Origin of the sequence: Caballeronia fortuita (assembly GCF_001544835.2) — a bacterium.
Taxonomy (GTDB): Bacteria; Pseudomonadota; Gammaproteobacteria; order Burkholderiales; family Burkholderiaceae; genus Caballeronia; species Caballeronia fortuita.
Map to the genome: position 1 here is coordinate 264,715 of NZ_FCNX02000002.1, position 24,214 is coordinate 288,928.

The following is a 24,214-nucleotide window of genomic DNA, read 5'->3' on the forward strand; positions in this document are numbered from 1 at the left end:
CGCCCGTGCGGAAACAAGCAGCAGATAAGGCAAAAAAATCAGCACGAAGACGAAAGAAAAGACCACGCGGATGGCTCAAGCTCACGAGGTCGGCCACACCGTCTTTGGCGTCACTCCGTGCCCGAGTCCTCCTGCGCCCCGAACCATGAGCAAGCCACCCCAGGTTTCCGTGAAACTCGAAGAATTTCGGCTGCAATGGCGCGTGATGACCTTCTACGAGCGCTTCGAGCAGATCGTCGCCCATATCCTGAGCGTCGTGATCTCGGCGATCGTCGTCGTATCGCTGTGGCAGTTGATTCGGGCGGTCGTGGCGCTAGTGCTGTCCGGGGCACTCGATCCGCTGGATCATGCGATCTTTCAAGCGGTTTTCGGCATGGTGATGACGCTGTTGATCGCGATGGAATTCAAGCGTTCGATCACCCGCGTCATGTTGAGACGCGATCACATCGTGCAGGTCAAGACAGTGCTCCTCGTGGCGATGCTCGCGATAGCACGCAAGTTCATCATCCTTGATCCGGCCACGGACCCCGGTCGCATTGCCGCACTCGCGGCAGCCCTGATCGCGCTCGGCATCGTCTATTGGCTCATGCGGCAGCGCGACGATCCCATCGATGCGGCGATTGCAGAGCGCGCCGCGCGCAATCGCGAAGAGCGCCCTTGATCTACCTGCGTTCGCTGAAAGGTCCCCGAGTACCCGCGAGTTTCGCCCGTTCTACGCACAGACCTGCACTCCTTCAAGAATCCCCAAATTCGTCGTTGTGTTTTTGCGCCTCTCGTGCATCAGGGCGAAGGTGCATTTCCGCCCGGTGACAGTACGGAAAGCATGCGTTACGAATTAGCTTGGACGGAAGCTGAACACTATTATTCAAGGCTTGATAACGATGCCCGCCCCGAGGGTCGCCTCCAATGGAGCAACTACACCGTTCTCTGAACTTGCAATACCTTCGATGCCACTGGATCGGTGCGTCAGGCACCGACTGCGCCCAGAATTCGGCGCAATGGATCCTTTGCATCATCCCGGCGGACCGGACCACCGTGCATGCGACCACCGCCGGCAGCAGCGCGCGCGCCGATCAGCATCTCAGCGTCAGTGCGCCGTTCATTGCGATCGTGCCGGCCTGGGCTCGTGTCGAGCTCGTCAATGACGACGATCCGCGCGGCCTTGTCGTTGCGCTCCGTTGGGCGAGGCTGCGAGAAACCGCTCGACATGCACTCGGCACGACGACTTGCGAGATCCCTTGCTGGTTCAAGGCGTGGGACCCTTTCCTGCGTGAAGCGGGCGACACACTCTCCGCGTTGCATGCCAACAGCAGCCCGGATCCTGGATGCCTCGCCGCGTTCGCCGACGTATTCGCGCTTCATCTCGTGCATCGTTATGGACACACCGCTGATACGCGCGACACGGGTACAAGCCTTACTCAGTCGAAGCTAAGCGTTGTCGAACATTTCATAGGCGAGCACATTGCGCAGAATATTCAGATCGAGGACCTTGCCGCGCTCCTGCACATGAGTCCGTCGCATTTCGCGCGGGCTTTCAAGAACACGACAGGGCATCCGCCGCACTTCTACCTGACCACCGAAAGGTTGAGACTTGCGCGGTCGCTGCTTTCGAAAGGGAGTCTCCCGCTGATCGATATCGCAGCACGCGTTGGCTTTCAGACTCAGCAGCATTTCACCGCAGTATTTCATCGATATGTGGGGTGCACGCCCCGCGCGTTCCGCATTGCACATTACGTCCCCAAGGATCAGGCGTGAGGGATCTTCGACTAGATCGGTGAGCCACCAACAAACGCAGAAATCCGACACCTTTAGGCAGGAACTCGAAAGAAGAGCGCCCTCTGCAGACGTAGGCTTGATCAAACAGGAATTCGATGCGCTGTGTTCGCCGAATAGCGGCGACCCGCCTGAGGAGGCCCACGATGGACGAACTGCTTGGTCGCGCATGGTGGATGCTCACGCTTCGTGGCGCCGCGGGAATCCTGTTCGGTCTACTCGCGCTCTGCTGGCCGGGTCTCACGCTGCTGCTCCTTGTCGCGATGTTCGCGGCGTATGCGCTCATCACAGGCGTGGCCGCGGTCAGCGCGGCGATACGCCATCGGTCGATCCGCACCGACTGGTGGATCCCCTTGCTGCTCGGTCTGTGCATGATCGCTTCGGGCCTGATCGCCGTCGCGGCGCCGGGCGTCACGGCGCTCGTGCTGATCGCCGTGATGGGGGCGAACGCCATCGTCACCGGCGTGCTCGACCTCGTCGCCTGGGTTCGCCTGAAAAGGCGCGGCCGCACGCACTGGCTGTTGTTGTTCATCGGTAGCCTGTCGGTTCTGTTTGGCATCTTCGTGCGGGCCGTCCCGGGTGCCGGAGCGCTCGCCCTCGTCTGGATGATCGGCACCTACGCGATCGTCACCGGTGCGCTGCTGCTCGTCCTCGGCCTCGGCGCACGGAATTGGCGCAGCGCCGTCCTTCTCAAACAACCGAACACGCCGCTGCACTCATGAGCGCATCTCGCGCCCGGCGTCCACGTAGTCCGTTGCGCATATTGGAGAACGCCATGAAGTTCGAACTCGCATCGGCCGCAAGGCTGTCGTCATTCATCCTCGCGCTGTGCGTCTGTGGCTTTTCGGCCAGCGGCGCGAGCGCGCAGAATGCGCCCATCGCCGGCAAGGCGACGCTCGGGGTGACCGTCACCGAAGAGCAAGTGGTCGCAACAGGCTGGCGCGCATCCAAGATGATTCACGCCGATGTCTACAACGAAAAGAACGAAAAGATCGGCCGCGTCGACGACCTGATTGTCGCGCCCGATGGCTCGCTTTCGGTCGCGATCATCGACGTCGGCGGCTTTCTCGGCGTGGCGGCGCACCGTGTCGCCATTCCCATTCAGCAGTTCAAGCAGATCGCGCCGAAGGCCATCCTGGCTGGCGCCAACAAGGACGCGCTCAAGAAACTGCCGGAGTTCGAATATGCCAAGAGCTGACATTGGCCGCGGGCGCCAAGGCGGCAGTCACTGAAGATTCGGGCCGCTCCTGCGGCTCATCGGAACAAGGAGCATTGCAATGCTGTTGGACCTCGATAAATGGAATCCCTTTCGCTTCCTGCGCAAGAGTCCCGAGGAAAAGGGAGCAGGCGCGAAGCTGAACGCCCCACCCACGCAGCAAGCTCCCACGCCGTCTGCTTCAGACGCGGACACGTCCACATGGCCGGCCTCGTTCGATGCGGCGCGTTGGCCGCTGCCCGATCCGCTGCATCTTCTCACCGACCTCATACGCGATCCCTTCGGCGGGATGGGGCCGCTTGGCAACTGGTTCGGCGACTTCAGTCCCAGCCGCTTTCAGCCGCGCCTCGAAGTGGTCGACGACGGCGACGCGCTTCGCATCGTGGCCGAATTGCCAGGACTATCGCGCGAGGATGTGGAGCTCGAAGTGATAGATGACATGCTGCTGCTGACCGGCGAGAAGCGCATCGAATCGACGAGCGACGAGAAAGGCTGCTACCGGGTGGAGCGGGCGTTCGGACAGTTCCAGCGCGCGGTTCCGCTGCCCTCCGGCGTCGATCTCGAACGAGCCGAGACAAATTTCCAGAACGGCGTGCTCACCGTGCGGGTGCCCAAAGCGGCGAATGCTCCCGCGGCGAAGCGGCGCCTCGAGATTACATAGCGCGTTGCGTACAAGCCGGCATCGGACGATGCGGCAGCTTCCACGGCCTTCGTCGATACCCACCTTCGCGACGAAACTCATCAGGCTGTGCACGCGTAACGAGAAGGACGTCCCTGCCCACCCCACGGAGAACATCATGCCTACTTGCAGCGTGTGCGGCAAACCGGCAACCTCGCAGATCACGATCACCGAAAACGGTCAGCGTCGCCAGCTGATGCTGTGCGATGAGCATTACATGCAGTTCATGGCGCGCAATCAGCGCAGTCTGTCGCCGCTCGAGTCCCTCTTTCACGGCGGGCTGTTCGAGAGTTTGTTCGACGACATGTGGCCGCAGATGGAAAGCGGCCAAGGTGGCCGGCCACGCATTGGACGCGCGCCTGGACAATCCGGCGGCCCGGACCAGCGTGCAGACGCCGGTAGCGGACAAAGGGATGAATCCGCCGGCGCCCCTGCGGGCGGCCGGCCGCGCCGGCATCGCCGCGCGCGTGAAGCCGTCGATCTGCAGACGTTCCTGAGCGAAAGCGGCCTGGACCGCTTGCAGGCGGCTGCGCAAACGGCGGTCGAATTCGGCAAGTCCGAAGTCGATACCGAGCACTTGCTGCTCGCACTCGTCAGCAATAACGTGGTGCAGGAAATTCTGCGCGAGTTCAAGCTCGATCCCGATGAGATCAGGAAGAACATCGACCAGCACGCGCCACGCGGCAACCGCGAGCAGAGGACGGACGAAGAACGCATCGGCGTATCACCGCGCGCGAAGAGTGCGCTTGAAAACGCGCTCACCGCGTCGCGCGAGCTCGGCCATAGCTACGTTGGGCCAGAGCATATCCTGATCGGGCTCGTGGAAGAGGAGGACGGCTTCGCGGGTGAGCTGCTGCGCAAGTACGGGCTATCGTCGCATGCGCTCAGGCAGAGGACGGTCAAGGTAGTCGGCAAGGGCGCGGAGGAAGGCACCGTCGAGGGCCGCTCCACCACGCCGACGCTCGACAAGTACGCGCGCGATCTCAGCGATCTCGCCCGGCGTGGCAAGCTAGATCCGGTGATCGGCCGCGACAAGGAGATCGAAACGACTATCGAAGTCCTTGCGCGTCGGCGCAAGAACAACCCGGTGCTGATCGGCGAACCCGGCGTCGGCAAGACGGCAATCGTCGAAGGACTCGCACAGCGCATCGTCCAGGACCAGGTGCCGGAAGTGCTGCGTGGCAAGCGCGTCGTCGAGTTGAATATCAACAGCGTGGTGGCGGGGGCAAAGTATCGCGGCGAGTTCGAAGAGCGCGTGAAGCAGGTGCTCGACGAAATCGTCGAGAACCAGGACCGGCTGATCATCTTCATCGATGAACTCCATACGATCGTGGGTGCCGGCCAGGGCGGCGGCGAAGGCGGCCTCGATATCGGCAACGTCTTCAAGCCGGCGCTCGCGCGCGGCGAGTTGCATCTCGTGGGCGCGACGACGCTCAACGAATATCAGAAGTACATCGAGAAAGACTCCGCGCTCGAACGGCGCTTCCAGCCGGTGAACGTGCCCGAGCCGAGCGTCGCGGAGACGATCGAAATCCTGCGCGGACTGCGCGACCGCCTCGAAGCCCATCACAAGGTGAAGATCACCGAGGAGGCCATCGCGGCCGCTGCCAGGTTGTCGGACCGGTATATCGCAGCGCGGTTCCTGCCCGACAAGGCCATCGACCTGCTCGACCAGGCGGCCGCTCGCGTGCGCATTTCGTCGAATTCCCGGCCGGGGCAGTTGCGCGACATCGAGGCGACCATCCGCCGAACACGCCAGGAACAGGACGCGGCAAGCGCCGCCAAGCAGTTCGACAAGGCAAAGGAACTCGAAGACAAGCTCGTCTCAGAACAGAAGCGGCTAGACGATGCCACCGAAGCATGGAAGAAGGAACGCGGCACGAATTCGCAAGAGGTCACGGCTGAGGACATCGCGCAGATCGTGGCGTCGCTCACGGGCGTGCCGGTGTCCGAGCTCACCGCCGAGGACCGGGAGAAGCTGCTGCGTCTCGAAGACCGGCTGAAGGAACGCGTGATCGGCCAGGACGAGGCCGTCAGCGCCGTCGCGAAGGCCGTCCGGCTTTCACGCGCCGGTCTCACCGAAGGCGGTAAGCCGACCGCAAGCTTCCTCTTTCTCGGACCGACTGGCGTCGGCAAGACCGAGCTCGCCAAAGCGCTCGCCGCAACGGTGTTCGGCGACGAGAACGCGCTCGTGCGCATCGACATGAGCGAGTACGCCGAGCGGCATACCGTAGCCCGGCTGGTGGGCGCGCCTCCGGGCTATGTCGGCTATGAGGAAGGCGGCCAGTTGACCGAGCGCGTGCGACGCCGTCCGTATAGCGTCGTACTGCTCGATGAGATCGAAAAGGCGCATTCGGAAGTGCACAACATCCTGTTGCAGCTCTTCGACGAAGGCCGCCTCACCGACGGCAAGGGCCGTCTCGTCGATTTCACGAACACGATCATCATCGCGACGAGCAATATCGGTTCGCAGCTGATCCAGGACAACGTGCGCTCCGACAAAAAGCAGCTCGATTACCCCGCGCTGCGCGACCGTCTGATGGAAATACTGCGGCATCACTTCAGACCCGAGTTCCTGAACCGGGTCGATGAAGTCGTCGTGTTCCATGCGCTCGGCAAGGAGCAGATCCGTAGCATCGTGGATCTGCAACTGGCACGCGTGCGGCGCACTGCGGCCGGGCAGAACATCGAGTTGTCGTTCGACAATTCGCTGCGTGACCATCTCGCGGAGGTCGGCTACGACCCCGAGTTCGGCGCACGGATGCTCAAGCGCAAGATCCGGGCTGAAGTGGAATCGCAATTGGCCGATGCGCTGCTGCGGGGTGACGTTCGCGACGGCGACAAGGTCACCATCACCTACGACCCGGGTGTCCGATCCGTGCGTGTGCAGAAGGACTCAGCACCTGCGCAAGCGCCGATCGAAGCGGCCAAGCCAGAACCGGCGCATACGTGAATCCGGCTTTACCTGAACGGCGCCGCCCGCGAGGGCGGCATGCTGTCAGGATGCGACTTCGCCGACGACAATCTCGTCGCGATAGCACCAGATCCAGGTCTCGCCGGGTTCGATTGAGCGCACCAGCGGATGTCCGGTCGCGTGAGAATGTTTGCTTGCGTGCCGGTTGGGCGACGAATCGCAGCAGCCGACGTGTCCGCATGAAAGACAAAGCCGCAAATGGACCCACGGTTGGCGAAGCTTGATGCAGTCCTCGCAGTAATTGATGGACGTGTGGGAAATGCGGGCTTCGCCAAGATGCGTGCAACCAGTGTTCATGACCGTACTCCTCGGACGGGCGCGCAAATCAAGATCGCGCCAACGCTCACGCGCTTTCTAAATAGCGATGCACCAGCGCAACGGCCATCGCCCCTTCGCCGACTGCCGACGCGACACGCTTGATCGACCCGTGGCGCACGTCGCCCGCCGCGAATACGCCGGGCACACTCGTCTCCAGATGTAGCGGCGCTCGCTCGAGCGGCCATTTCAGGCTCGACCGATATGCCTGCAGGTCGGGACCCGTCACCAGATAACCACCTTCATCCCGGACAACGCCAACCTCCTGCGCCCATTCGGTCTTGGGCTGTCCGCCAATGCAGACGAATAGCCAACTGGTCTTGACCGAACTTCGCTGTCCCGTGTGCACATCGGTCAGCGTAATCTCCTGCAACGTGTCCCTGCCTGCGAGCGCGGTAACTTCGGTGTTCGTCCGAACTTCGATGTTCGGCGCCGCCGCGATGCGATCCACCAGGTACTGAGACAACGTGTTCTTGAGCGAAGCGTCACGGACTAGCATATAGACGCGCCTGGCCGATTGCGAAAAGTGCATGGCGGCCTGTCCCGCCGAATTGCCGCCGCCAACCACATAGACGTCGTCACCATGGACCAGCGCTGCTTCGCTTGTGCCGGCGCCGTAGTAAAGGCCGGCGCCGAAGAAGCGCGTTTCACCTTCGAGACCGAGCGTGCGATAGGCGACGCCGGTTGCGCAGATCGACGTGCGCGCCGTAATGCGTGTGCCGTCCTCCAGGTACACGATGCCCTGCCCGGGCGGAAACTCCGCACGCACGCCCTCGCGCGCGATCAGGATTTCCGCGCCGAACTTGAAGGCCTGGTCGCGCGCCCGTTCTGCCAGTTCGGCGCCGGACACGCCGTGCGGGAAGCCCAGATAGTTCTCGATTTTCGAACTGCTGCCCGCCTGACCGCCCAATGCCCAACGTTCCACCAGTACGGTATGCAGCCCTTCTGACGCTCCGTACACGGCCGCGCTCAATCCAGCCGGTCCCGCGCCGTAGATCGCCAGATCGTAGGCTTCCCTGGATGGAGTGGTAAACCAGCCGAGCTTTTCGGTGATTTGCCGGACAGTGGGACATTCGAGGCGGGTGCCGTCATGGAAGATGCAGACCGGCAAGCGGGAGTCGGAAAGATGCTGCACGTGCGCGAGATCTTTGGCTTCTTTATCGCTGCCAAGTTCGATCCATTCGAACGGTATATCGCAACGATGGAGGAAGTCGCGTATCGCGTAGCCGTTCGCGCTGCGCATGCATCCATAGATCCTGACCATGAACTTGTCCGCTTTTGAGGACATCGATGATTCTCTTCGTTTCCTGCTCTTTGCGTCCTGGCGGCATGCACCGATAACCGCGATAGACCGCGTTACTCCACGTTAGGCGCATCGTGGGTGTGGGTCTTTCGCAATTCTGCCGGATTTTGTTGGTTTTCTGCCGACGCTTTCATGACGTCGGTCGTGCGACTCTTCGCTGCGGTCAACAACGCGTACCCCCATTCGATGCCGCTGCGCAAGTCATTCCGAATGAGCCGTCTCTGGACGATGTTCCGTCACGGTTTGCCGACATGACGCACAGCCACGGTGCGCCGGCTACGCTCCGTGTCCGTTCTGCTCCGGCCTTTGCCGTGCCACGATCGCCCGGCTTCGATGCTCACACGCGTGCATTTGTATGATCCGCTCCGCTTTCGTATCGCGGCGTCAATCTGGAAGCACGAACTCGGTGCGCATGTCTTCGATCACCTTCCCGACGTGATGCACGTAACGCGCACCGAGGTCATTAAGCGGCACGATGTTCCAGTTGCGGCCCGATGCGTCGGGCGGGTGACGCTCTGGTAGCGGTATGCGCATGTGCAAAGCTCCCGACGCGTCAGGGTCGATTTTCGATATGCGGTTCTGCAGTTCGTCGCGAATCTGCTCAGGGGTTCGAACGATTTTAGGCATCTGTCTGCCTCCTTCGGTTTGATGTCCGGATCGTGACCAGTGCGCGCACACGATTACGCTAATATGCATGCGCCACCGACCTTTTTAGTCTAGTCGCTAATTCGAACAGGGTCCGGCTCCTATCGTGCAGAGAAACGTTTTTGAAACCTCGCCCCGGTTTGACAGCCCACGCAGGACCGTCGCCTCGCGTTCCGCCCGACGGCGGCTTGGCTGCATCGAACAATGCGCTCGCCTTTGCTGCCCCGAAATTCGCAGGATCGCGACATATCTGAGCAGAAACTGGAAAGAAGCCCATGCGCGGTCATGGCTAAACTTCCGGGATCGTGTCGATGTGCTGACGCCGGCGGTTCGATATGGCAATCTGTTCGGACCGTTCCAAAAACAAGAAGCCCGGCAGCACGCCGAGCAGATTTCCTTCACAAGCTGTTCGAACCCGCAAAGGCGATCTGCGCCGCGGTATGTATGCCGGGCGTCCATGCATAGCCCTGTCCGTAGCGGACGCCGTGCACGAGGCAGGCGGGTTGATGTTCATGCAGTTGTGGCACGTAGGACGCATATCGCACCCCTCCTTGCAGCCCAATGAAATGATGCCAGTCGCACTGTCTGCTGTTCAGCCGAAAGCAGAGGCATTCATCGAGAACGAGCGGGGCGAAAGTGTCGTCGCCCCGTGCGTCGAGCCTCGCCCGCATTAGGTCGAAGAGATGCCGCATCTTCGATGGGGGCGGCGAGCACGGACTTACCGACTATCACCGACAGGCAAGCTCGCTTGCGTGATGCGACGATTTGCGATGACCGCCGAGGCCGCGACCGACCACGCCGAGAGGCGCACCGGGGTCGGCACTTCGCAAATTGTCGTCACCGACGGCAGCATGGGTCGCGATATCCCGCAGGCCGGCTCGCAACTACCGCTGAAGACTTGAAGGCTCGCTCCATCTAAGCGCCGATTTGCAAGTGCTCGACCGAATGGCTGAAGCTTGCCGGGGCCGAACATGTGGCCCGGACACTGAGCAGCGGGCGCAGCACTCTTTGGATTGCCGCGATCGACTTGTGGATACGCTGGCAAGGAACTGCCTTGCATGAGAAGGCCCGGTGGCCAAGGCGCGCGCCACGCATGCGTGAAGTGATCGGAAAGAAGTTCTCGTCGACCCACAAGCGTCATCAAAACGGAGGCAGGCATGGTCACGAAAGCGTTGTTCGTCCGACTTGAAGCGAAGCCGGGCAAGGAGCAGGAAGTCGAAGACTTCCTGATGGGCGGCTTGCCGCTCGTCGAGCAGGAGCCCGCCACGATTGCGTGGTTCGGGCTGAAAATCGCGCCATCGGTGTACGGCATCTTCGACGCATTCCCCGACGACGCTGGCCGCAAGGCGCACCTTTCGGGCAAGGTAGCCGAGGCGCTGATGGCGAAAGCCCCGGAACTCTTCGCTCATTCGCCGGAGATCATGAACATCGATGTACTCGCGGCGAAGCTGCCTTCGTAGCCACGTCGACATCCGGTGCTGGACGCGTCGCCGCCACGCAGCCTGAACAATCCTGGCCGTCGAAACACTGCGGAAAGCGTGCACGTGAAAGGCGTGAGGATTCAGACTCGTGAGACGTTGTTCGCCGCGTCCCGGCGTCCGTTTGCCCGGTTTGCCGACCGCGAAGCTGACACGTTTGCACTGGTCACATGCGCCGCTGATGATCGCGAAGGGCACAGCGACGCAATCACCGATCTTGGAACGCGCTTCTCCTCGCCTCTCAGCAGCGCGGCACCCGTCATGCAAGAAGCATTCATCGTTCCGTTCAAGGCCTCCTGACTTGCCGCCATCAGCTTCTTGCATCGGATGATCGTTGTATGGTGAACTGGTGGCCCGATGACGCCGCATCGGTGTCCATGTCAGAAGAGCATTTTGATGAGCTGCGTGGCAAATCGCGGATGACCACGTCTGCGTTCAGTCAGACCTGCAGCCTATCCACTCGATCGTTACGCTGCGTCGTGCCGACAAGTGCTTCCGAAAAGACGTGGCGATGCAGACTTCGCCAGCATGCCGGCTGGCCAATTTGCGGCATCTCCGGTTCGCAAAATCGAGCCGCTTTTGCAAAATGTGCGGCCTGATGTACGTTTTCCGCGAATACGCAGTAGCCGCTGCCCATCACGCACCGATGAGCCGACCCGTCGAATCGCACCGAATTCGGGATTGAACGGCGCTAATCCGCGATTGCCTCGCCCGGCATCAATCAGGCACGCGGATAGCTGCCGATGTGATAGCGCACCGCGACGAAAAATCTGGAGCGCCTCGCACGCAATGTTTAGGATAGCGACAGACTTTCCAGCCTCAACGAGCAATAGCAGACGCGGCCTTCAAGGTGCCGGTCTGAATATGTCAGGGACGGCCCGCAGATATGCGTGCGGGCTTATCGACGCCGTCAGCCGCTGAAGAATTGATGTGGCTGAGGCTCTTCGCAGTTGACTCTCGGGAGAAAGATATGAAAGCCGTTGTATATCGCGGTCCTCGCCAGGTCGCAGTAGAAGATGTGCCGGATCCCAAGATCGAGCGTCCGACCGACGCCATCGTCAGAATCACCACTACCAACATCTGCGGTTCGGATCTGCACATGTACGAGGGGCGAACAGACTTCGAGCAAGGCCGCATCTTCGGTCATGAAAATCTGGGCGTGGTGCAGGAAGTAGGACCCGCCGTGGAGCGGCTCAAACCCGGGGACTGGGTGTGTCTGCCATTCAACATTAGCTGCGGCCATTGCGTGAACTGCGAGCGCGGCCTCACTGCGTTTTGCCTGAGCGCGAATCAGCCGGGCATCGCGGGCGGCGCATTCGGCTTCGCGGACATGGGGCCGTGGGCCGGCGGACAAGCCGAATATCTTCGCGTACCGTGGGCGGACTTCATGGCGCTGAAGCTGCCGCAGGACGCGGAGTCGAAGCAGACCGACTACGTGATGTGCGCCGACATCTTCCCGACCGGTTGGCACGCGACCGAACTTGCCGGCCTGAAGCCCGGAGACGCTATCGTGATCTATGGCTCGGGACCGGTGGGTCTGATGGCCGCGCACTCGGCCATGATAAAGGGCGCACGCAGCGTCATGGTGGTCGATTGCCATCCCGACCGTCTCAAGCTTGCTGAATCGATCGGCGCAACTGCAATCGATTATTCGAAGGAAGATCCGGTGCAGCGCGTGATGGACCTGACAAACGGCATGGGCGCGGACGTGGGTTGCGAATGCGTCGGCTATCAGTGTCACGATCCGTCTCCGCATCGTCATGAGAGCCCCAATCTGACGATGAACAATCTGGTCTCGTCGGTCAAGTTCACGGGCGGGATCGGCGTGGTCGGCGTGTTCGTGCCGGAAGACCCGGGCGCGCAGGACGAATTGGCGAAGAAAGGGCAGATCGCATTCGACTGGGGCAAGTGCTGGTTCAAAGGCCAGCACATCGCCACGGGCCAGTGCAACGTCAAGGCGTACAACCGGCAGTTGCGCAACCTGATTCACGCCGGCCGCGCGAAGCCATCTTTCATCGTGTCGCATGAGTTGAAACTCGACCAGGCGCCTGAAGCATACAAGCACTTCGACGTGCGCGAGCATGGCTGGACCAAGGTGGTCCTGCATCCGGGAGGTTAGCAAAGCGACGCGCGTTGTCGTTGCATGCGCACTCGGGCTCATCGCTCCATCTGTGGTGGGGCGATGCATCCCCTCAGCCCGGTTCCACGACTCATGGCAGCCGTGCGATGCGCTCGGGCGCCGCCCACATCTATCGTCGATACCGCTGCACGGCACGAACCGCGTAGCGGATACCGCAGCGGTCAGTAACCTTCGGAGCATTCGTTATGGCAAGCAACATTCTTGCTATCGGGTCGCGCGAAACATTGCAGCGCGGCCGCCCTTCTTCGGGCATCCCGGCTAGAGAAACAATGCAAGGCATTGGCTGGATCCCCGTCGCGCTCAGCGCGGCCTTGATCGTGTCCGGGCTCGCCGGACGAAAGAAAGGCGCCGTGGCGCTCGCGCTCACTGCTTGCGCGGGCGTCGCCGCGGTGCGGGCCGGGTACGCTGTCCCGCTGCATCGAGGGGCGAACAGCAAGGAGCGAAGCGGGACCTCTGGCGCGACGCCGGAAGTGGAACGCGCAATCACCATCGGCAGGAGCGCGGACGATCTTCGTCGTCTCTGGCTTGAGCCCGGAACGCTCCCGCAACTCTTGGCAGGCTTCGCGACGTTGCACCCGACGAGCGACGGCCGCATGCGCTGGGAGATCAGGACGCCGCTCGGTCGCGCCTACAGATGGGAATCGGAGCGTGTCGACGGTCCCGGCGCAGGCGTCGGCTGGCGCTCGCTGCCTGGCGCCGCCGTGCCGAACGAAGGATCCGTCCGCTTCGACTCCGCCCCGAACGACCGCGGCACGGTGGCGACGCTGCACGTCCGGTTCGACCCGCCCGGCGGCGCGCTCGGTGAAGGGTTACTCAAGCTCCTCGGGACCACGCCGCTGAAACTGGTCGCGGACAACGCGCTGCGGCGCTTCAAGAACCTCGCCGAAACCGGCGAGATTCCTACCACTGAGCGGCAGCCCGCTGCTCGCGCGAATACACGCTAAGGAGAGTGAGCATGCGAGCACTTTACTGGAACGGGGTAAACGACCTGCGCGTCGGGACCGTGAAAGACCCGGAGATCACCAATCCTCACGACGCGATCCTGCGCGTCAGTCTGTCGACGACCTGCGGCTCGGACCTTCACTTCATCGACGGCTACATCCCGACAATGAAGTCCGGCGATGTCATCGGCCACGAGTTCATGGGCGTGATCGAGGAGGTCGGCCCCGAGGTGAAACGCCTCGCGAAAGGCGACCGCGTCGTGGTTCCTTCGTTCATCGTCTGCGGCCAATGCTGGTATTGCCAGCATTCCCTCTACTCGCTGTGCGACAACACGCATCCGAAGCCCGAGCTACAGGCGCCGCTTCTGGGCGGACATACGACGGCAGGAATCTACGGCTACACCCACGCGTTCGGCGGGTATGCGGGCGCGCATGCGCAATACGTGCGCGTTCCGTTTGCCGACAACGACTGCTTCAAGGTCCCCGACGGCGTGGCGGACGATACGGCGCTGTTCCTTTCGGATGCGGCGCCGACCGGCTACATGGGCGCCGACTTCTGCAACATCCAGCCGGGCGACACGGTCGCGGTCTGGGGCTGCGGTGGCGTTGGGCTGATGGCGCAGCAAAGCGCGCGTCTGATGGGCGCGGAGCGGGTCATCGCGATCGACCGCTTCCCCGAGCGTCTGGAGATGGCGCGCGAGCACGCCGGCTCGGAGACGATCGACTACACGGCGGTCGACAGCGTCCTGGAAACGCTCATGGAGATGACCGGCGGACGGGGCCCCGACGCTTGCATCGACGCTGTGGGGATGGAAGCGCACGGCACCGGGCCGCAATACGCGTATGACCGCGTCAAGCAGGCGCTGCGTCTCGAGACGGACCGCGGCCAGGCGCTGCGCGAGGCCGTGATGGCCTGCCGCAAGGGCGGCACGCTGTCGGTGCTGGGCGTCTACGGGCTGATCGACAAGTTCCCGATGGGCGCCATCATGAACAAGGGCATGACGGTGCGCAGCGCCCAACAACACGGGCAAGCCTATATGGATCGGCTGCTCTCGCACGCGCAGAAAGGCGAACTCAACCCTGCTTACCTCGCCACTCACCGCTTCTCGCTGGAGGACGGACCACGCGGCTACAACATGTTCAAGCACAAGACAGACGGCTGCGTCCGTGCCGTGTTCGCGCCGTAACTTCCCGTGCAGTCCGGGTGCCGCCATGCAAAGGAAACGACCATGATCCGCATCACAGCCGCGTCCGCCGTCGTGGCGATGACGCTTCTCGCCAGTGCATCCATCGCACAGCAGCACACGGCGCCTTCATCCGATACGCCACGATTGCAGCAGGTCGCGCGATTCGAGCATCAGGTCACCGGCGTGACCGTTTCGAAGGATGGGCGCATCTTCGTCAATTTTCCGCGCTGGACGGAAGATGCGCCGATCTCGGTCGCCGAAGTGACACACGACGGCCAGCTCAAGGCCTATCCGGACGACGAGTGGAATTCGTGGCGCAACGGCAAGAAGAACCAGATGTCCGCCGGAGATCATTTCGTGTGCGTTCAGAGCGTCGTGACCGATGCACACGGTAATCTCTGGGTCGTCGATCCGGCCGCGCCAGCGACAGCGTCACTGGTGCCGGGTGGACCCAAGCTCGTGAGAATCGACCTCAAGACGAACGAGGTTGCGCAGGTGATCCGCTTCGACGAGACCGTCGCACCTCAGGGAAGCTACCTGAACGATGTGCGTTTTTCGCCGGATGGCAAGTATGCCTATCTGACCGATGCCGGAGCGAAGGGAGCGCTCCTCGTCGTGGATCTGCGCTCTGGCAATGCCCGACGCGTGCTCGACGGCCACGCGAGCACGCAGCCGGAAAAGGACGTCGTCGTGAAGATCGACGGGCAGCCGCTGCGCCGACCCGACGGACGCGGCGTCGAATTCGCCGCCGACAGCCTCGCGCTTTCGCGTGATGGCCGCACGCTCTACTGGAAAGCACTGACCGGTCGCACGCTCTATCGCATCGCGACGGGCGCACTGCAGAACCCGCGTCTGCCGGCGAAGGATCTCGAAGCGCGCGTGGAGCGTGTCGCCGAGACGGAGCCGACGGACGGTCTCTGGATCGATGAACGCGGGCGGCTCTATTTGAGCGCTTTCGAGCAGAACGCAGTCAAAGTCCGCGACGGGGATCGCACTGCTACCGTTGTGCAGGACAAGCGGCTGCGCTGGCCCGATACGTTCTCGGAGGGACCCGACGGAACCCTTTATGTCACCAGTTCCCGCATCCAGGACATGAGCTGGTTCAAGCCCGAGAACGGTCCGCGCCTCGAGACGCAGTTGTGGCGCATTGAACGGCCCGATGTCCCACGATGACGCACAGGGCAGGGTTTTTCCGCCCGCCTGGCGGCGTCGACGTCCTTTAAGCCAAGACACCTTGAAACGGCAGTAAGTGAGCGCCGGCTGATGCCGACCGCGCGCTTCGGCCATCGGGCAGCAAATAGCGACGGCCCGGTACGGACCTCGTACTCGGTACATTATTCGTTGTGCCTGACCGAAGCGCGGCGACGGCGCGTCGAGCAATGTGCGATGCACGTGCCGAAGCGGACGTGGCTCCTCACGTTCACTCGATCGCCAGTTAGCGCGGGCGGCTGCGCGGTTTCGCGACCGCGTCCTGTCGCGAGGCCGCCGCCGAGGAGCCGCCCTCTTCCCCTCTCTCAACGCGCCGCGCGCAACCGGTAACCCGCGCGCGCCGGATCGCCAATTTGCGCAGGCAACTGCTCTTCCCATTGCAGATACGTCGTGATCGCTGCGACGTTGCCCTCGTGACGGTCGTGCGCCCAGAACAGATAGTCGATGCGCTCGTCGTCGGCGGGATGCTGCGGCGTCGAATCGACCGGCAAGCCAGCCGCGTGCCACGCCGTGACGCCGCCGCGCACGCACTCGACGCGCGCATCCGGCAGACGCTCCCGCAGATCGATCGCGACGAGCGTTGCGAGCGTGTCGTCGTCGCCGAATATGACCGCTGCCCGTTTCGTCCGCAACGTGTCGATGAGCGCATCGAGACGCGCGCGGTTGACCCATTCCGCGCCCGCCGGATGGCGCTTCCGGTACGCCGCGCTCGATCCGGCGACGAAGCCCGCCGCGCCATCGCGCAGCCGTTGCGCCGCTTCATGCGGATCGATCCAGTCCGGCGCGGGCTGCGGCGGCTCGAATGCGAAGGCGCGTCGATCGCGCTCGAGCGTCACGCCGGCGAACGGATCGCGCAGCACGTACACGTCGATGCCGAGTTGCGCGAGCCAATGCGCGGTGCCGATCGCGCGCGTCCGATGCTCGTCGACGAGCACCACGCGTGCGCGCCGCGTGCCGATCCATCGGTCGGTGGTCTGCACGAGCTGTCCGCCCGGTGCATGGACCGATCCCGCGAGATGGCCCGCGTCGAATTCACGGGCAGTGCGTACATCGAAAAGATAGGTCGTGCGCGACCCATCGCCTTGCCATTCGCGCAGTTGCGCGTGCTCGATCCAGCGTACGTCGAAACGCGCGGCGAGGGAATCGGCGCGGACTTGCGCGGCATCGCCGGGCGCGGCGTCCGCATGTGCGGCGGGCACGGCGCCCGACGCCAGCTCGAAGCCCGCGCGCCGCCATGCCTGGGTGCCGCCGCGCAGCGCGAACACCGGATTGCGCACGCCCGCATTGATCAGCGCCTGAGCGCCGATGATCCCGCGCGTGCGGCCCGCGCACGACACGACGATAGTGCGCGCGGGATCGTCGAGATACGCATCGACGAGATGCAGCAATTCCGCGCCCGGCGCGCTGATCGCACCCGGCACGTGAAAACGCTCGAACTCCTCGGCGGTGCGGCAATCGAGCACGACAAGGCCAGGCTCCGCTTCGCGCCGCGCGTTCAGTTCCTGCGGATCGAGCTGCGGCGTGTGACACGCGAGCTCGACGAATTCCGCGAACGCCTTGCTCGGCACGTTGACGCCTTCGAAGAGCGTCTGCCCCGCCTCGCGCCACGCGATGACGCCGCCTTCGAGCACGGCGATATCGCTATACCCCAGCGCGGCAAGACGGCGTGCCGCGCGCACCGCGACGCCGTGCTCGCCGTCGTCGATCAACACGATGCGCGTCGCGAGCCGCGGCACCGGCGTGGCGATGTCGCGTTCGAGCGTGCTGTACGGCACGTTGATCGCGTGCAGCGGATGGTTCCAGCCGAACTCGCCTTCCTCGCGCACGTCGACGAGTGCGATCTCGCGTTCGTCGCCGAGCCAGTCGAGCAGCGTACCGGTCTGGATGCGCTTGATGCCGTGTGTCGAAGCAGTCATGAAATACCTTGAGAAAGCGGTTGATCGTGTTCCTGCGCGTTCCACACGTTAGCTGCATAGAGCGTCGCGTCGAAATCGGCGGGAACGTCGGCGTCGAGGCGCGCGGCGTGTGTGTCGATATCCGCGTGGAAGAGATCGCGGCTGATGCGGCGCACGACCGCGGGAATGTCGCGCCTCATGCTCGGCACGTCGCCGACCGGCACGCCCGCGCTGACGAAGCCCGCTGGGTTGTAGACGTGGATGTTGCGCAGCCACGGCGCGGCGCCCGGCGTCTTTTCGAGGTACTCGAGCGCCTCGCCGAGATAGGGATGCGCGCCGAGCGCCGCATCGGCGTCGGCGGGCGGCGGCGTGTATTGGTCGCGCCACAGGCGCACGTGCGGCGCGATATCGGCAAGCTCGGGACGCGCCGCAAGATCGACGGCGAAGCCGGTGCCCGCAATCGCAAAGTCGAACGCGAAGGCATCGCCGTTCGCATTCAGCACGATGCGCTTGTCCACGGCGCGCGCCGCCTCGATTGCCGCGCCGACATGCAGGCGGAAGTTCGCGAAGCGCGTCACGCGCTCGATCGAATCGCGCGGCGCGGTCGAGCCTTCGCGACGAAAGCGTCGCGCCTGCGACCAGCGCAGCGCATCGGGCAAGCCGTGATAGTTGTCGTACGCGCCCGGATAGCCGCGCGTGCGCGAGACCGGTTTCGCGGCGAGCGCGGCACGGCGCGCGAACAGATGCACATCCGCGGCGCCGGCTTCGAGCGCGGTCGCGGCGGCGTCGAACGCGGACGCCGCCGCGCCGATCACGGCGACCGACTTGCCGCGCAAGGCGGAAAAATCGATGGCCTGCGACGTATGCGCAAGAAGCGCGGGCGGCAAATGCGCCACGACATCGGGCACGAAGGCGCGTCCGTTGCCCGCGACGCCGTTGCACAGCACGATCTTGCGCACGGTTTCGACGCGCGCTTCGCCATCGACTTCGAGGTGCACGCGAAAGCTGTCGCCCGCTGGCTCGATCCGCGAAAGACGCACGCCGTAGCGCACCGGAATGTCGAGAAACGTTCGAAACCACGCGAGATACGCGGCCCATTCCCTGCGCGGCGCGCGTTCGATGGACCCGTACGCGTCGCGGCCGTAGCGCGCTTCGTACCATGCGCGAAAGCTCAGGCCCGCGACATCGCCCTCCGGCCCGACGAGCGTTTTCGGCGTGCGCAGCGTGTTCATCCGCGCGCGATTCAGCCAGACGCCCGCCGTGCCGGCATCGTTAGCGGCGTCGATGACGCTCACGCGTCCGATGCCTGCCCGGCGCAACGCGAAGGCAAACGCGCAGCCGGTCTGTCCGCCGCCGACGATCAGCACATCGTGATCGATGCCCGCGCGCGCCGGCACCCAGTTCTCGGGCGCAGGTCCGAGCAGATCGAGCGCGCGGCGCGCTTCGCCGTCCACATCGAAGAATTCGTCCATGCTTCAGTCCTTGCTCGTCGTGTTTTGCGCGACGGCGCCCTGCTTGCCCGAATACTGCCGATGCCACGCGAGCAGTTGCGGCGACGGCGGCATGTGCCACTTGTTGCCTTCGTCGATCACAAAGCCCGTGCGATGCCAGTCCTTCACGATGCCGTCGAACGCGGCAACGGTATCGGTCTGCCCCTTGCGGACCCAGACCACGGACGGCGAGGGAATGAGCTGCGTCCTGATCGGCGATTCATAGTCCTTCCATTCGCCCGATTCGCTCAGAAGCCGCGCCTCGATGCCCGGCGTCACATGCACCGACGCGACGCACGCACCGCCGCGCAACGCCAGCAGCGCCTCCGGCATGCCCTTGAACGCCTTGACCTGCGCGCCGTATTGTTCGATCAGCGGCTTCGTGTAGTTGCTGCCTTGCGACACGCATACCGGCTTGCCGCGCAGATCGGCCCAGTCGTGGATGCCCGCGCCTTTGCGCACCATCGCCGAGCCGCCGATTTCCTCGAACGGTGTCGGCACGTAACTCAGGATTTCGTCGCGTTCCTTCGTGTACTGCATGCTGGCGATGAGCGCATCGACCTTGCCTTGCTGGAGGAATTGCACGCGGTTCGGCGGCGTCACTTCGACTGCCTCGAACTTCACGCCGAGATGTTGCGCGAGGCTCTCGCCGAGTTCGACGTTGTAGCCGACCGGCTTGCGCGTCACGGGATCGAGCGAGCCGTAGGTGCCGTCCAGCACGACGCCGACAACGAGCACGCCGCGCGACTTGATGCGATCGAGCGTGGCGTCCGCGTGCGCGAGGTGAGATACGGCGGCGAGCGCGAGGGTGAAAAGCGCGGCGCCGCGCGCGCGAATGCTTGAGCGATGCATCATTCGGATCATCCGTTTGTGAAGGAAAAAGCTCAGCGCGCGATGCGTCGGAAAGCCTGCGCGAGATCGTCGATCAGATCGCGCGGATCTTCTAGGCCGACGTGCAGCCGGACAACCGGCGCGCCGCTGCGCCAGAAGCTTTGCGATGCGAGCCGCGCGGCGGGCGCGATCAGCGCAAGGCTTTCGTAGCCGCCCCACGACGCGCCGATGGCGAACAGGCGCAGCGCATCGACGAGTGCGACGGCATCGGCATGAGACGCATCGCGCAAGGCGAACGACACGAGGCCGTTCGCGCCATGAAAATCGCGTCGCCAGAGCGCGTGGCCGGGATCGTCGGGCAGCGCGGGATAGAACACGCGCGCGACGATGTCCGTGGCATCGGCGAGATAGTGCGCGACTTCGAGCGCATGACGCTGATGCTGCGCGAGCCGCACGGCAAGCGTGCGCACGCCGCGCAACGCGAGCCAGGCATCGTCGGCGCCGACGGACAAGCCGAGCGCCTCGTGCGTATCGCGCAGACGCCGCGCGACCTCGCGATCCTTCACGGCCACCGCGCCTTGCATCAAGTCCGAATGACCGCCGACGTACTTCGTGATCGCCTGGATCGAGATGTCCGCGCCGAGTTCGAGCGGCCGGTAGAGCACGCCCGCGCCCCACGTGTTATCCGTTGCGAGCAACGCGCCATGCTGCCGCGCGAAGGCGGCGAGCGCCGGAAGATCGATGACTTCGTACAGAAACGACGACGGCGACTCCGCATAGATGAGCCGCGTCTGCGCACGCACATCGCGCTCCGGCAAGCCGGCGCTCGCGCTGAAGTACGTGAACGACACGCCGAGGCGCGTCAGCAACGGCTCGATGCGCTCGCGTACCGGGCCATACACGCTGTCCTGCACCAGCACGTGATCGCCCGGCGACAGCAGCGCGATGAACGTCAGCGAGATCGCCGCGAGTCCTGACGGTGCCAGCAGCACGTGCTCCGCGCCTTCGAGTTCGCCGAGCGCCGTTTCGAGCGCGCGATGCGTCGCCGTGCCGTGACGCCCGTAGGTCGCGACTGCTTCGCCGGCCTCGCGCCGATGATGCAAGTCGACGCGCGCGGCGTCGTCGCGAAACCGGACTGTGCTCGTGCGCACGAGCGGCGCGTTGACGGGCGCGGCGCCGTCGTCGAACGCGGGTGCGCCCGCATGCAGCACGCGGGTGTGAAGATGATCGCGACGCTCCGTCATCAACCCACCGCCTGCGTCGCGCGCTGCATATGCGTGGCGTTGTACCGCACGATGCGTCCAGTGTCCGGTTCGAAGCCCAGACGCCCCGTCAGCGTTTCCAGCGGACGGCCGTAAAGGTGGAAATGCAGCGTCGGCGCAGCGCCATTCACGTGAATGCTGTGAATGTCCTCGGGCAAGAACGCGATAGACATACCGGGACGCACGATGACTTCGCGATCGACTTCGAGTTGCGCGCGGTCGGGATCGGCGCCGTCGTCGATACGCCGGTAGACGCGGTTCAGCTCGTCGCCCGCGACCGCGACGATGACCGCCCACGTGTCGTGGTTGTGCGGGATCGTGGTCTTGCCGGGCAACAGCGAGTTCAGATATAGCGCGAAGCCGTCCTCGCCCGGATTCAGCCGATAGCGCACCGACGTATCGCCGCTCTGCGCTTGCGGCGGCGGAAAGTCGGCGGCATCGAAGAGATCGGTATGGTCGGCAAGCCTCGCGAGACGCTCGCTCAGGCGCGACAGCGCGGCACGCGTGAGGCCGTCTTCATCGACGATGCGGCGGGCATCCGCAAGCAGCGCCTGGACAGCATCGTTGCGTCGTTGTTCTTGTTGCGTGGTGGTCATTGGAATGGGGGCGAGTTAGACGGCGCGCAGCGGCGGATGACTGCGGTCCTCGCCGCGCGCGCGTTGCAGGAAAAGCCGCGTGCGTTCGTGGCGCGGCTGGCCGAAGAGTTGCGCGGCCGGTCCGTGCTCGACGATCACGCCGCGCTCGGTGAAAAAGACCTCGTCGCTGATCTCGGCGGCGAAGCGCATCTCGTGCGTGACGAGCACGCAGGTCTGCCCTTCATCCGCGAGTTCGCCGATGACGTTCAGCACTTCGCCGACGGTTTCCGGATCGAGTGCCGACGTCACTTCGTCGAACAGGATCAGTTCGGGACGCATCGCGAGCGTGCGCGCGATCGCCACGCGCTGCTGCTGGCCGCCCGACAACGCACCCGGATGCGCGTGCGCCTTGTCCGCGAGACGCACTTTGGCGAGCAGCGCGTGCGCGTCGCTTTCGGCTTCGGCGCGGCTTTTGCCAAGCACGCGGCGCGGCGCGATCGTCAGATTGTCGAGCACGCTCAGATGCGGAAACAGGTTGTACTGCTGAAACACGAAGCCCACGCGCTTGCGCAGCGCGATGCGCTCGGCATCGCTCTGTTGCGCGCGCACGTCGATGCTGGCGATGTCGATCGAACCGCGTTGCGGGCTCACGAGGCCGTTGATGCAGCGCAGGATCGTCGATTTGCCCGACCCCGACGGCCCGATGATCGACACGGCCTGCCCGCGCTTCACCGTCAGGTCGATGCCGTTCAACACCGGCACGCCGTCATAGCTCAGATGCAGATCGCGGATCGTGAGCAGCGGGTCTTGCGTGTGGCTGTCGCGGGCGGGCGATGCGTTTAGGGTCGAAGAAGATGCGAGCGCGATGCGGTTCATGCGGCCTCCCGTTGCGCACGTCGCAAAGCCGCGACGCCGGCCGCGAGCCGCGCGACGCCTTCGGCGAGTGTCGCGTTGCTCGCGACCATCGAGAAGCGGATATGGTCCGGCGTGCCGAACGATGTGCCGTCCACGACCGCCAGCCCGTGCTCGAACAACAGATAGGCGACGAGATCGATGTCGCTGGCAATGGTTTCGCCCGCGGGCGTCGTTGCACCGATCAGCGCGCTCACGTCGACGAACGCGAAGAACGCGCCTTGCGGCGGCACGCAGCGCACGCCGTCGATCTTCGCAAAGGCGTCGAGCAGCAGATCGCGCCGCTCGCGATACGCCGCCACGGAAGAAGCAACGAACGCCTGATCGCCGCGCAGCGCCGCCGCGAGCGCCGCCTGACCGATCGACGAAGGCGACGACGTCGATTGCGACTGCACGACGGTCATCGCGCGAATCAGTTCGACCGGCCCCGCGCCGTAACCGATGCGCCAGCCGGTCATCGCATAAGGCTTGGATGCTCCGTTGACGATCAGCGTGCGGCCCGCCAGATCGGGTGCGATGCGCAGGAAGTGTTCGCGCGCGCCGCCGTCGAAACGGATGTGCTCGTAGATCTCATCGAGCAGCACCCACACGTGCGGGTGCCTGCGCAAGACATCCGCGAGCGCGGCGAGTTCACCGGTGCCGTACACCGCGCCGCTCGGGTTCGACGGCGTGTTCAGGATGAGCCAGCGCGTGCGCGGCGTGATGGCCGCATCAAGCCGCGCCGGCGTGAGCTTGTAGCCGTCTTCGGGACGCGATGCGACGGTCACCGGCGTACCGTCGTTGATCGACACCATCGCCGGGAAGGACTGCCAGTACGGCGCGGGCACGATCACTTCGTCGCCCTCGCGCAAGGTCGCGGCGAACGCGTTGTAGATGACATGCTTGCCGCCGCTGCCGACGATGATCCTCTCCGCCGCGTAGTCCAGGCCGTTCTCGCGCGCGAGCTTGTCGCGGATCGCGGCGCGCAGGTCGGCGGTGCCGGCGGGCGGCGTGTACTTCGTGTCGCCCGCCGCGAGTGCGTCGATCGCGGCCTGCTTGATCGACGCGGGCGTGTCGAAATCGGGCTCGCCCGCCGTCAGTTCGATGATCGAACGTCCGCTGGCCGCGAGCGCCTGCGCGCGCGCCTTGGCCGCGGCATTGGGCGCAAGGCCGATGCGCTCTGCGCGGCGGGAAAGAATCAGTTGGGTCATCGGCGAATCCTGTGCAGGTAAGCCAGCGATTCTATGGACCGCTTCCGTGCGCGCTAACCAACGATTGGACACATGCATATCGCACGATTTGCGATGCCTATCTGCCACGCCGCGCCATTTGCTTATCAGATTCGCTTCGTTTCCGGCGCGCGGTCATGACGCTATCGTGATGCGCTGCCCTTGCCAGCCACGGCGTCGC

23 protein-coding genes and 1 pseudogene are annotated in these 24,214 nt (G+C 64.1%); 14 read left to right on the top strand and 10 right to left on the bottom strand.

What is annotated here, in order from left to right; all coding sequences use genetic code 11:
- Positions 1 to 145 precede the first annotated feature (145 nt).
- The 6 genes from AWB77_RS05475 (at position 146) to AWB77_RS05500 (ending at position 6,621) form a co-directional block, all read left to right on the top strand.
- Positions 146 to 661, top strand: coding sequence for a phosphate-starvation-inducible PsiE family protein (locus tag AWB77_RS05475; RefSeq protein ID WP_061133374.1), 516 nt, complete (start codon positions 146 to 148; stop codon positions 659 to 661).
- A 245-nt stretch (positions 662 to 906) separates the two neighbouring features.
- Complete coding sequence (locus AWB77_RS05480; protein ID WP_061133375.1) at positions 907 to 1,755, top strand: helix-turn-helix transcriptional regulator; 849 nt, start codon at positions 907 to 909, stop codon at positions 1,753 to 1,755.
- A 164-nt stretch (positions 1,756 to 1,919) separates the two neighbouring features.
- Complete coding sequence (locus tag AWB77_RS05485) at positions 1,920 to 2,495, top strand: HdeD family acid-resistance protein (RefSeq protein ID WP_061133376.1); 576 nt, start codon at positions 1,920 to 1,922, stop codon at positions 2,493 to 2,495.
- Positions 2,444 to 2,971: a PRC-barrel domain-containing protein gene (locus AWB77_RS05490; protein WP_374728675.1), complete on the top strand. Its 528-nt coding sequence runs from the start codon at positions 2,444 to 2,446 to the stop codon at positions 2,969 to 2,971. The genes AWB77_RS05485 and AWB77_RS05490 overlap by 52 nt, the downstream gene beginning before the upstream one ends.
- Positions 2,972 to 3,050: 79 nt before the next feature.
- Positions 3,051 to 3,650, top strand: a complete 600-nt coding sequence (locus AWB77_RS05495) for an Hsp20/alpha crystallin family protein (RefSeq protein ID WP_061133378.1) — start codon at positions 3,051 to 3,053, stop codon at positions 3,648 to 3,650.
- Positions 3,651 to 3,786: 136 nt separating this feature from the next.
- On the top strand, positions 3,787 to 6,621 hold the full coding sequence (locus AWB77_RS05500) for an ATP-dependent Clp protease ATP-binding subunit (RefSeq protein WP_061133379.1): 2,835 nt from the start codon (positions 3,787 to 3,789) through the stop codon (positions 6,619 to 6,621).
- A 45-nt stretch (positions 6,622 to 6,666) separates the two neighbouring features.
- On the opposite strand, the gene AWB77_RS34195 is transcribed toward AWB77_RS05500, so the two are convergent.
- From AWB77_RS34195 to AWB77_RS36725, 3 genes are all read right to left on the bottom strand, one after another.
- A complete protein-coding gene (locus tag AWB77_RS34195; protein WP_074168849.1) occupies positions 6,667 to 6,939 on the bottom strand; it encodes a UBP-type zinc finger domain-containing protein in 273 nt (90 codons plus the stop codon).
- A gap of 46 nt (positions 6,940 to 6,985) precedes the next feature.
- Positions 6,986 to 8,245 carry an NAD(P)/FAD-dependent oxidoreductase gene (locus tag AWB77_RS05505; RefSeq protein WP_061133380.1) on the bottom strand — a complete coding sequence of 420 codons (1,260 nt, stop codon included), beginning with the start codon at positions 8,243 to 8,245 and terminating at the stop codon, positions 6,986 to 6,988.
- A gap of 399 nt (positions 8,246 to 8,644) precedes the next feature.
- On the bottom strand, positions 8,645 to 8,794 hold the full coding sequence (locus tag AWB77_RS36725) for a hypothetical protein (RefSeq protein WP_244158442.1): 150 nt from the start codon (positions 8,792 to 8,794) through the stop codon (positions 8,645 to 8,647).
- A gap of 584 nt (positions 8,795 to 9,378) precedes the next feature.
- Here AWB77_RS36725 and AWB77_RS37400 point away from each other — a divergent pair.
- The 8 genes and pseudogenes from AWB77_RS37400 to AWB77_RS05545 form a co-directional block, all read left to right on the top strand.
- Positions 9,379 to 9,576: pseudogene (locus AWB77_RS37400) on the top strand (alkene reductase); the annotation flags it as partial.
- Positions 9,577 to 9,675: 99 nt separating this feature from the next.
- Positions 9,676 to 9,807: a hypothetical protein gene (locus tag AWB77_RS37145; protein ID WP_279616167.1), complete on the top strand. Its 132-nt coding sequence runs from the start codon at positions 9,676 to 9,678 to the stop codon at positions 9,805 to 9,807.
- Between the two features lie 255 nt (positions 9,808 to 10,062).
- Positions 10,063 to 10,365 carry a putative quinol monooxygenase gene (locus AWB77_RS05520; protein ID WP_061133383.1) on the top strand — a complete coding sequence of 101 codons (303 nt, stop codon included), beginning with the start codon at positions 10,063 to 10,065 and terminating at the stop codon, positions 10,363 to 10,365.
- Between the two features lie 15 nt (positions 10,366 to 10,380).
- Positions 10,381 to 10,683 (top strand): hypothetical protein, encoded by a 303-nt coding sequence (locus AWB77_RS05525; protein ID WP_157694752.1) that lies wholly within the window; start codon positions 10,381 to 10,383, stop codon positions 10,681 to 10,683.
- A gap of 670 nt (positions 10,684 to 11,353) precedes the next feature.
- Positions 11,354 to 12,502 carry a glutathione-independent formaldehyde dehydrogenase gene (locus tag AWB77_RS05530; protein WP_061133385.1) on the top strand — a complete coding sequence of 383 codons (1,149 nt, stop codon included), beginning with the start codon at positions 11,354 to 11,356 and terminating at the stop codon, positions 12,500 to 12,502.
- Positions 12,503 to 12,708: 206 nt separating this feature from the next.
- Positions 12,709 to 13,467, top strand: coding sequence for an SRPBCC family protein (locus AWB77_RS36585; RefSeq protein WP_208601494.1), 759 nt, complete (start codon positions 12,709 to 12,711; stop codon positions 13,465 to 13,467).
- 11 nt (positions 13,468 to 13,478) lie between these two features.
- Positions 13,479 to 14,651, top strand: a complete 1,173-nt coding sequence (locus tag AWB77_RS05540) for a zinc-dependent alcohol dehydrogenase (protein ID WP_061133387.1) — start codon at positions 13,479 to 13,481, stop codon at positions 14,649 to 14,651.
- A 42-nt stretch (positions 14,652 to 14,693) separates the two neighbouring features.
- Positions 14,694 to 15,824, top strand: coding sequence for an SMP-30/gluconolactonase/LRE family protein (locus AWB77_RS05545; RefSeq protein WP_061133388.1), 1,131 nt, complete (start codon positions 14,694 to 14,696; stop codon positions 15,822 to 15,824).
- Between the two features lie 341 nt (positions 15,825 to 16,165).
- Here AWB77_RS05545 and AWB77_RS05550 read toward each other — a convergent pair whose 3' ends face one another.
- The 7 genes from AWB77_RS05550 to AWB77_RS05580 are packed head-to-tail and all read right to left on the bottom strand — an operon-like array spanning position 16,166 to position 24,015.
- Positions 16,166 to 17,776: a rhodanese-like domain-containing protein gene (locus tag AWB77_RS05550; RefSeq protein WP_061133389.1), complete on the bottom strand. Its 1,611-nt coding sequence runs from the start codon at positions 17,774 to 17,776 to the stop codon at positions 16,166 to 16,168.
- Positions 17,773 to 19,227, bottom strand: coding sequence for a SidA/IucD/PvdA family monooxygenase (locus tag AWB77_RS05555; RefSeq protein WP_061133390.1), 1,455 nt, complete (start codon positions 19,225 to 19,227; stop codon positions 17,773 to 17,775). The genes AWB77_RS05550 and AWB77_RS05555 overlap by 4 nt, the downstream gene beginning before the upstream one ends.
- A 3-nt stretch (positions 19,228 to 19,230) precedes the next feature.
- Positions 19,231 to 20,100: a transporter substrate-binding domain-containing protein gene (locus AWB77_RS05560; RefSeq protein WP_061133391.1), complete on the bottom strand. Its 870-nt coding sequence runs from the start codon at positions 20,098 to 20,100 to the stop codon at positions 19,231 to 19,233.
- A gap of 29 nt (positions 20,101 to 20,129) precedes the next feature.
- Positions 20,130 to 21,320, bottom strand: a complete 1,191-nt coding sequence (gene metC, locus AWB77_RS05565; protein ID WP_061133392.1) for a cystathionine beta-lyase — start codon at positions 21,318 to 21,320, stop codon at positions 20,130 to 20,132.
- Positions 21,320 to 21,934 carry a cysteine dioxygenase family protein gene (locus AWB77_RS05570; RefSeq protein ID WP_061133393.1) on the bottom strand — a complete coding sequence of 205 codons (615 nt, stop codon included), beginning with the start codon at positions 21,932 to 21,934 and terminating at the stop codon, positions 21,320 to 21,322. Before AWB77_RS05570 ends, metC begins: the two co-directional genes overlap by 1 nt.
- Positions 21,935 to 21,949: 15 nt before the next feature.
- Complete coding sequence (locus AWB77_RS05575; protein ID WP_061133394.1) at positions 21,950 to 22,789, bottom strand: amino acid ABC transporter ATP-binding protein; 840 nt, start codon at positions 22,787 to 22,789, stop codon at positions 21,950 to 21,952.
- Positions 22,786 to 24,015 carry an aminotransferase class I/II-fold pyridoxal phosphate-dependent enzyme gene (locus AWB77_RS05580; protein ID WP_061133395.1) on the bottom strand — a complete coding sequence of 410 codons (1,230 nt, stop codon included), beginning with the start codon at positions 24,013 to 24,015 and terminating at the stop codon, positions 22,786 to 22,788. Before AWB77_RS05580 ends, AWB77_RS05575 begins: the two co-directional genes overlap by 4 nt.
- Positions 24,016 to 24,214: the final 199 nt, after the last annotated feature.

Coding starts and splice junctions, on each gene's coding strand:
- AWB77_RS05560 (WP_061133391.1), bottom strand. CDS start 20,100: ATGATGCATCGCTCAAGCATTCGCGCGCGCGGCGCCGCGCTTTTCACC.
- AWB77_RS36585 (WP_208601494.1), top strand. CDS start 12,709: ATGGCAAGCAACATTCTTGCTATCGGGTCGCGCGAAACATTGCAGCGC.
- AWB77_RS05540 (WP_061133387.1), top strand. CDS start 13,479: ATGCGAGCACTTTACTGGAACGGGGTAAACGACCTGCGCGTCGGGACC.
- AWB77_RS05505 (WP_061133380.1), bottom strand. CDS start 8,245: ATGTCCTCAAAAGCGGACAAGTTCATGGTCAGGATCTATGGATGCATG.
- metC (WP_061133392.1), bottom strand. CDS start 21,320: ATGACGGAGCGTCGCGATCATCTTCACACCCGCGTGCTGCATGCGGGC.
- AWB77_RS05520 (WP_061133383.1), top strand. CDS start 10,063: ATGGTCACGAAAGCGTTGTTCGTCCGACTTGAAGCGAAGCCGGGCAAG.
- AWB77_RS05480 (WP_061133375.1), top strand. CDS start 907: ATGGAGCAACTACACCGTTCTCTGAACTTGCAATACCTTCGATGCCAC.
- AWB77_RS05570 (WP_061133393.1), bottom strand. CDS start 21,934: ATGACCACCACGCAACAAGAACAACGACGCAACGATGCTGTCCAGGCG.
- AWB77_RS05475 (WP_061133374.1), top strand. CDS start 146: ATGAGCAAGCCACCCCAGGTTTCCGTGAAACTCGAAGAATTTCGGCTG.
- AWB77_RS36725 (WP_244158442.1), bottom strand. CDS start 8,794: ATGCGCATACCGCTACCAGAGCGTCACCCGCCCGACGCATCGGGCCGC.
- AWB77_RS05580 (WP_061133395.1), bottom strand. CDS start 24,015: ATGACCCAACTGATTCTTTCCCGCCGCGCAGAGCGCATCGGCCTTGCG.
- AWB77_RS37145 (WP_279616167.1), top strand. CDS start 9,676: ATGACCGCCGAGGCCGCGACCGACCACGCCGAGAGGCGCACCGGGGTC.
- AWB77_RS05495 (WP_061133378.1), top strand. CDS start 3,051: ATGCTGTTGGACCTCGATAAATGGAATCCCTTTCGCTTCCTGCGCAAG.
- AWB77_RS05500 (WP_061133379.1), top strand. CDS start 3,787: ATGCCTACTTGCAGCGTGTGCGGCAAACCGGCAACCTCGCAGATCACG.
- AWB77_RS34195 (WP_074168849.1), bottom strand. CDS start 6,939: ATGAACACTGGTTGCACGCATCTTGGCGAAGCCCGCATTTCCCACACG.
- AWB77_RS05545 (WP_061133388.1), top strand. CDS start 14,694: ATGATCCGCATCACAGCCGCGTCCGCCGTCGTGGCGATGACGCTTCTC.
- AWB77_RS05575 (WP_061133394.1), bottom strand. CDS start 22,789: ATGAACCGCATCGCGCTCGCATCTTCTTCGACCCTAAACGCATCGCCC.
- AWB77_RS05550 (WP_061133389.1), bottom strand. CDS start 17,776: ATGACTGCTTCGACACACGGCATCAAGCGCATCCAGACCGGTACGCTG.
- AWB77_RS05530 (WP_061133385.1), top strand. CDS start 11,354: ATGAAAGCCGTTGTATATCGCGGTCCTCGCCAGGTCGCAGTAGAAGAT.
- AWB77_RS05555 (WP_061133390.1), bottom strand. CDS start 19,227: ATGGACGAATTCTTCGATGTGGACGGCGAAGCGCGCCGCGCGCTCGAT.
- AWB77_RS05485 (WP_061133376.1), top strand. CDS start 1,920: ATGGACGAACTGCTTGGTCGCGCATGGTGGATGCTCACGCTTCGTGGC.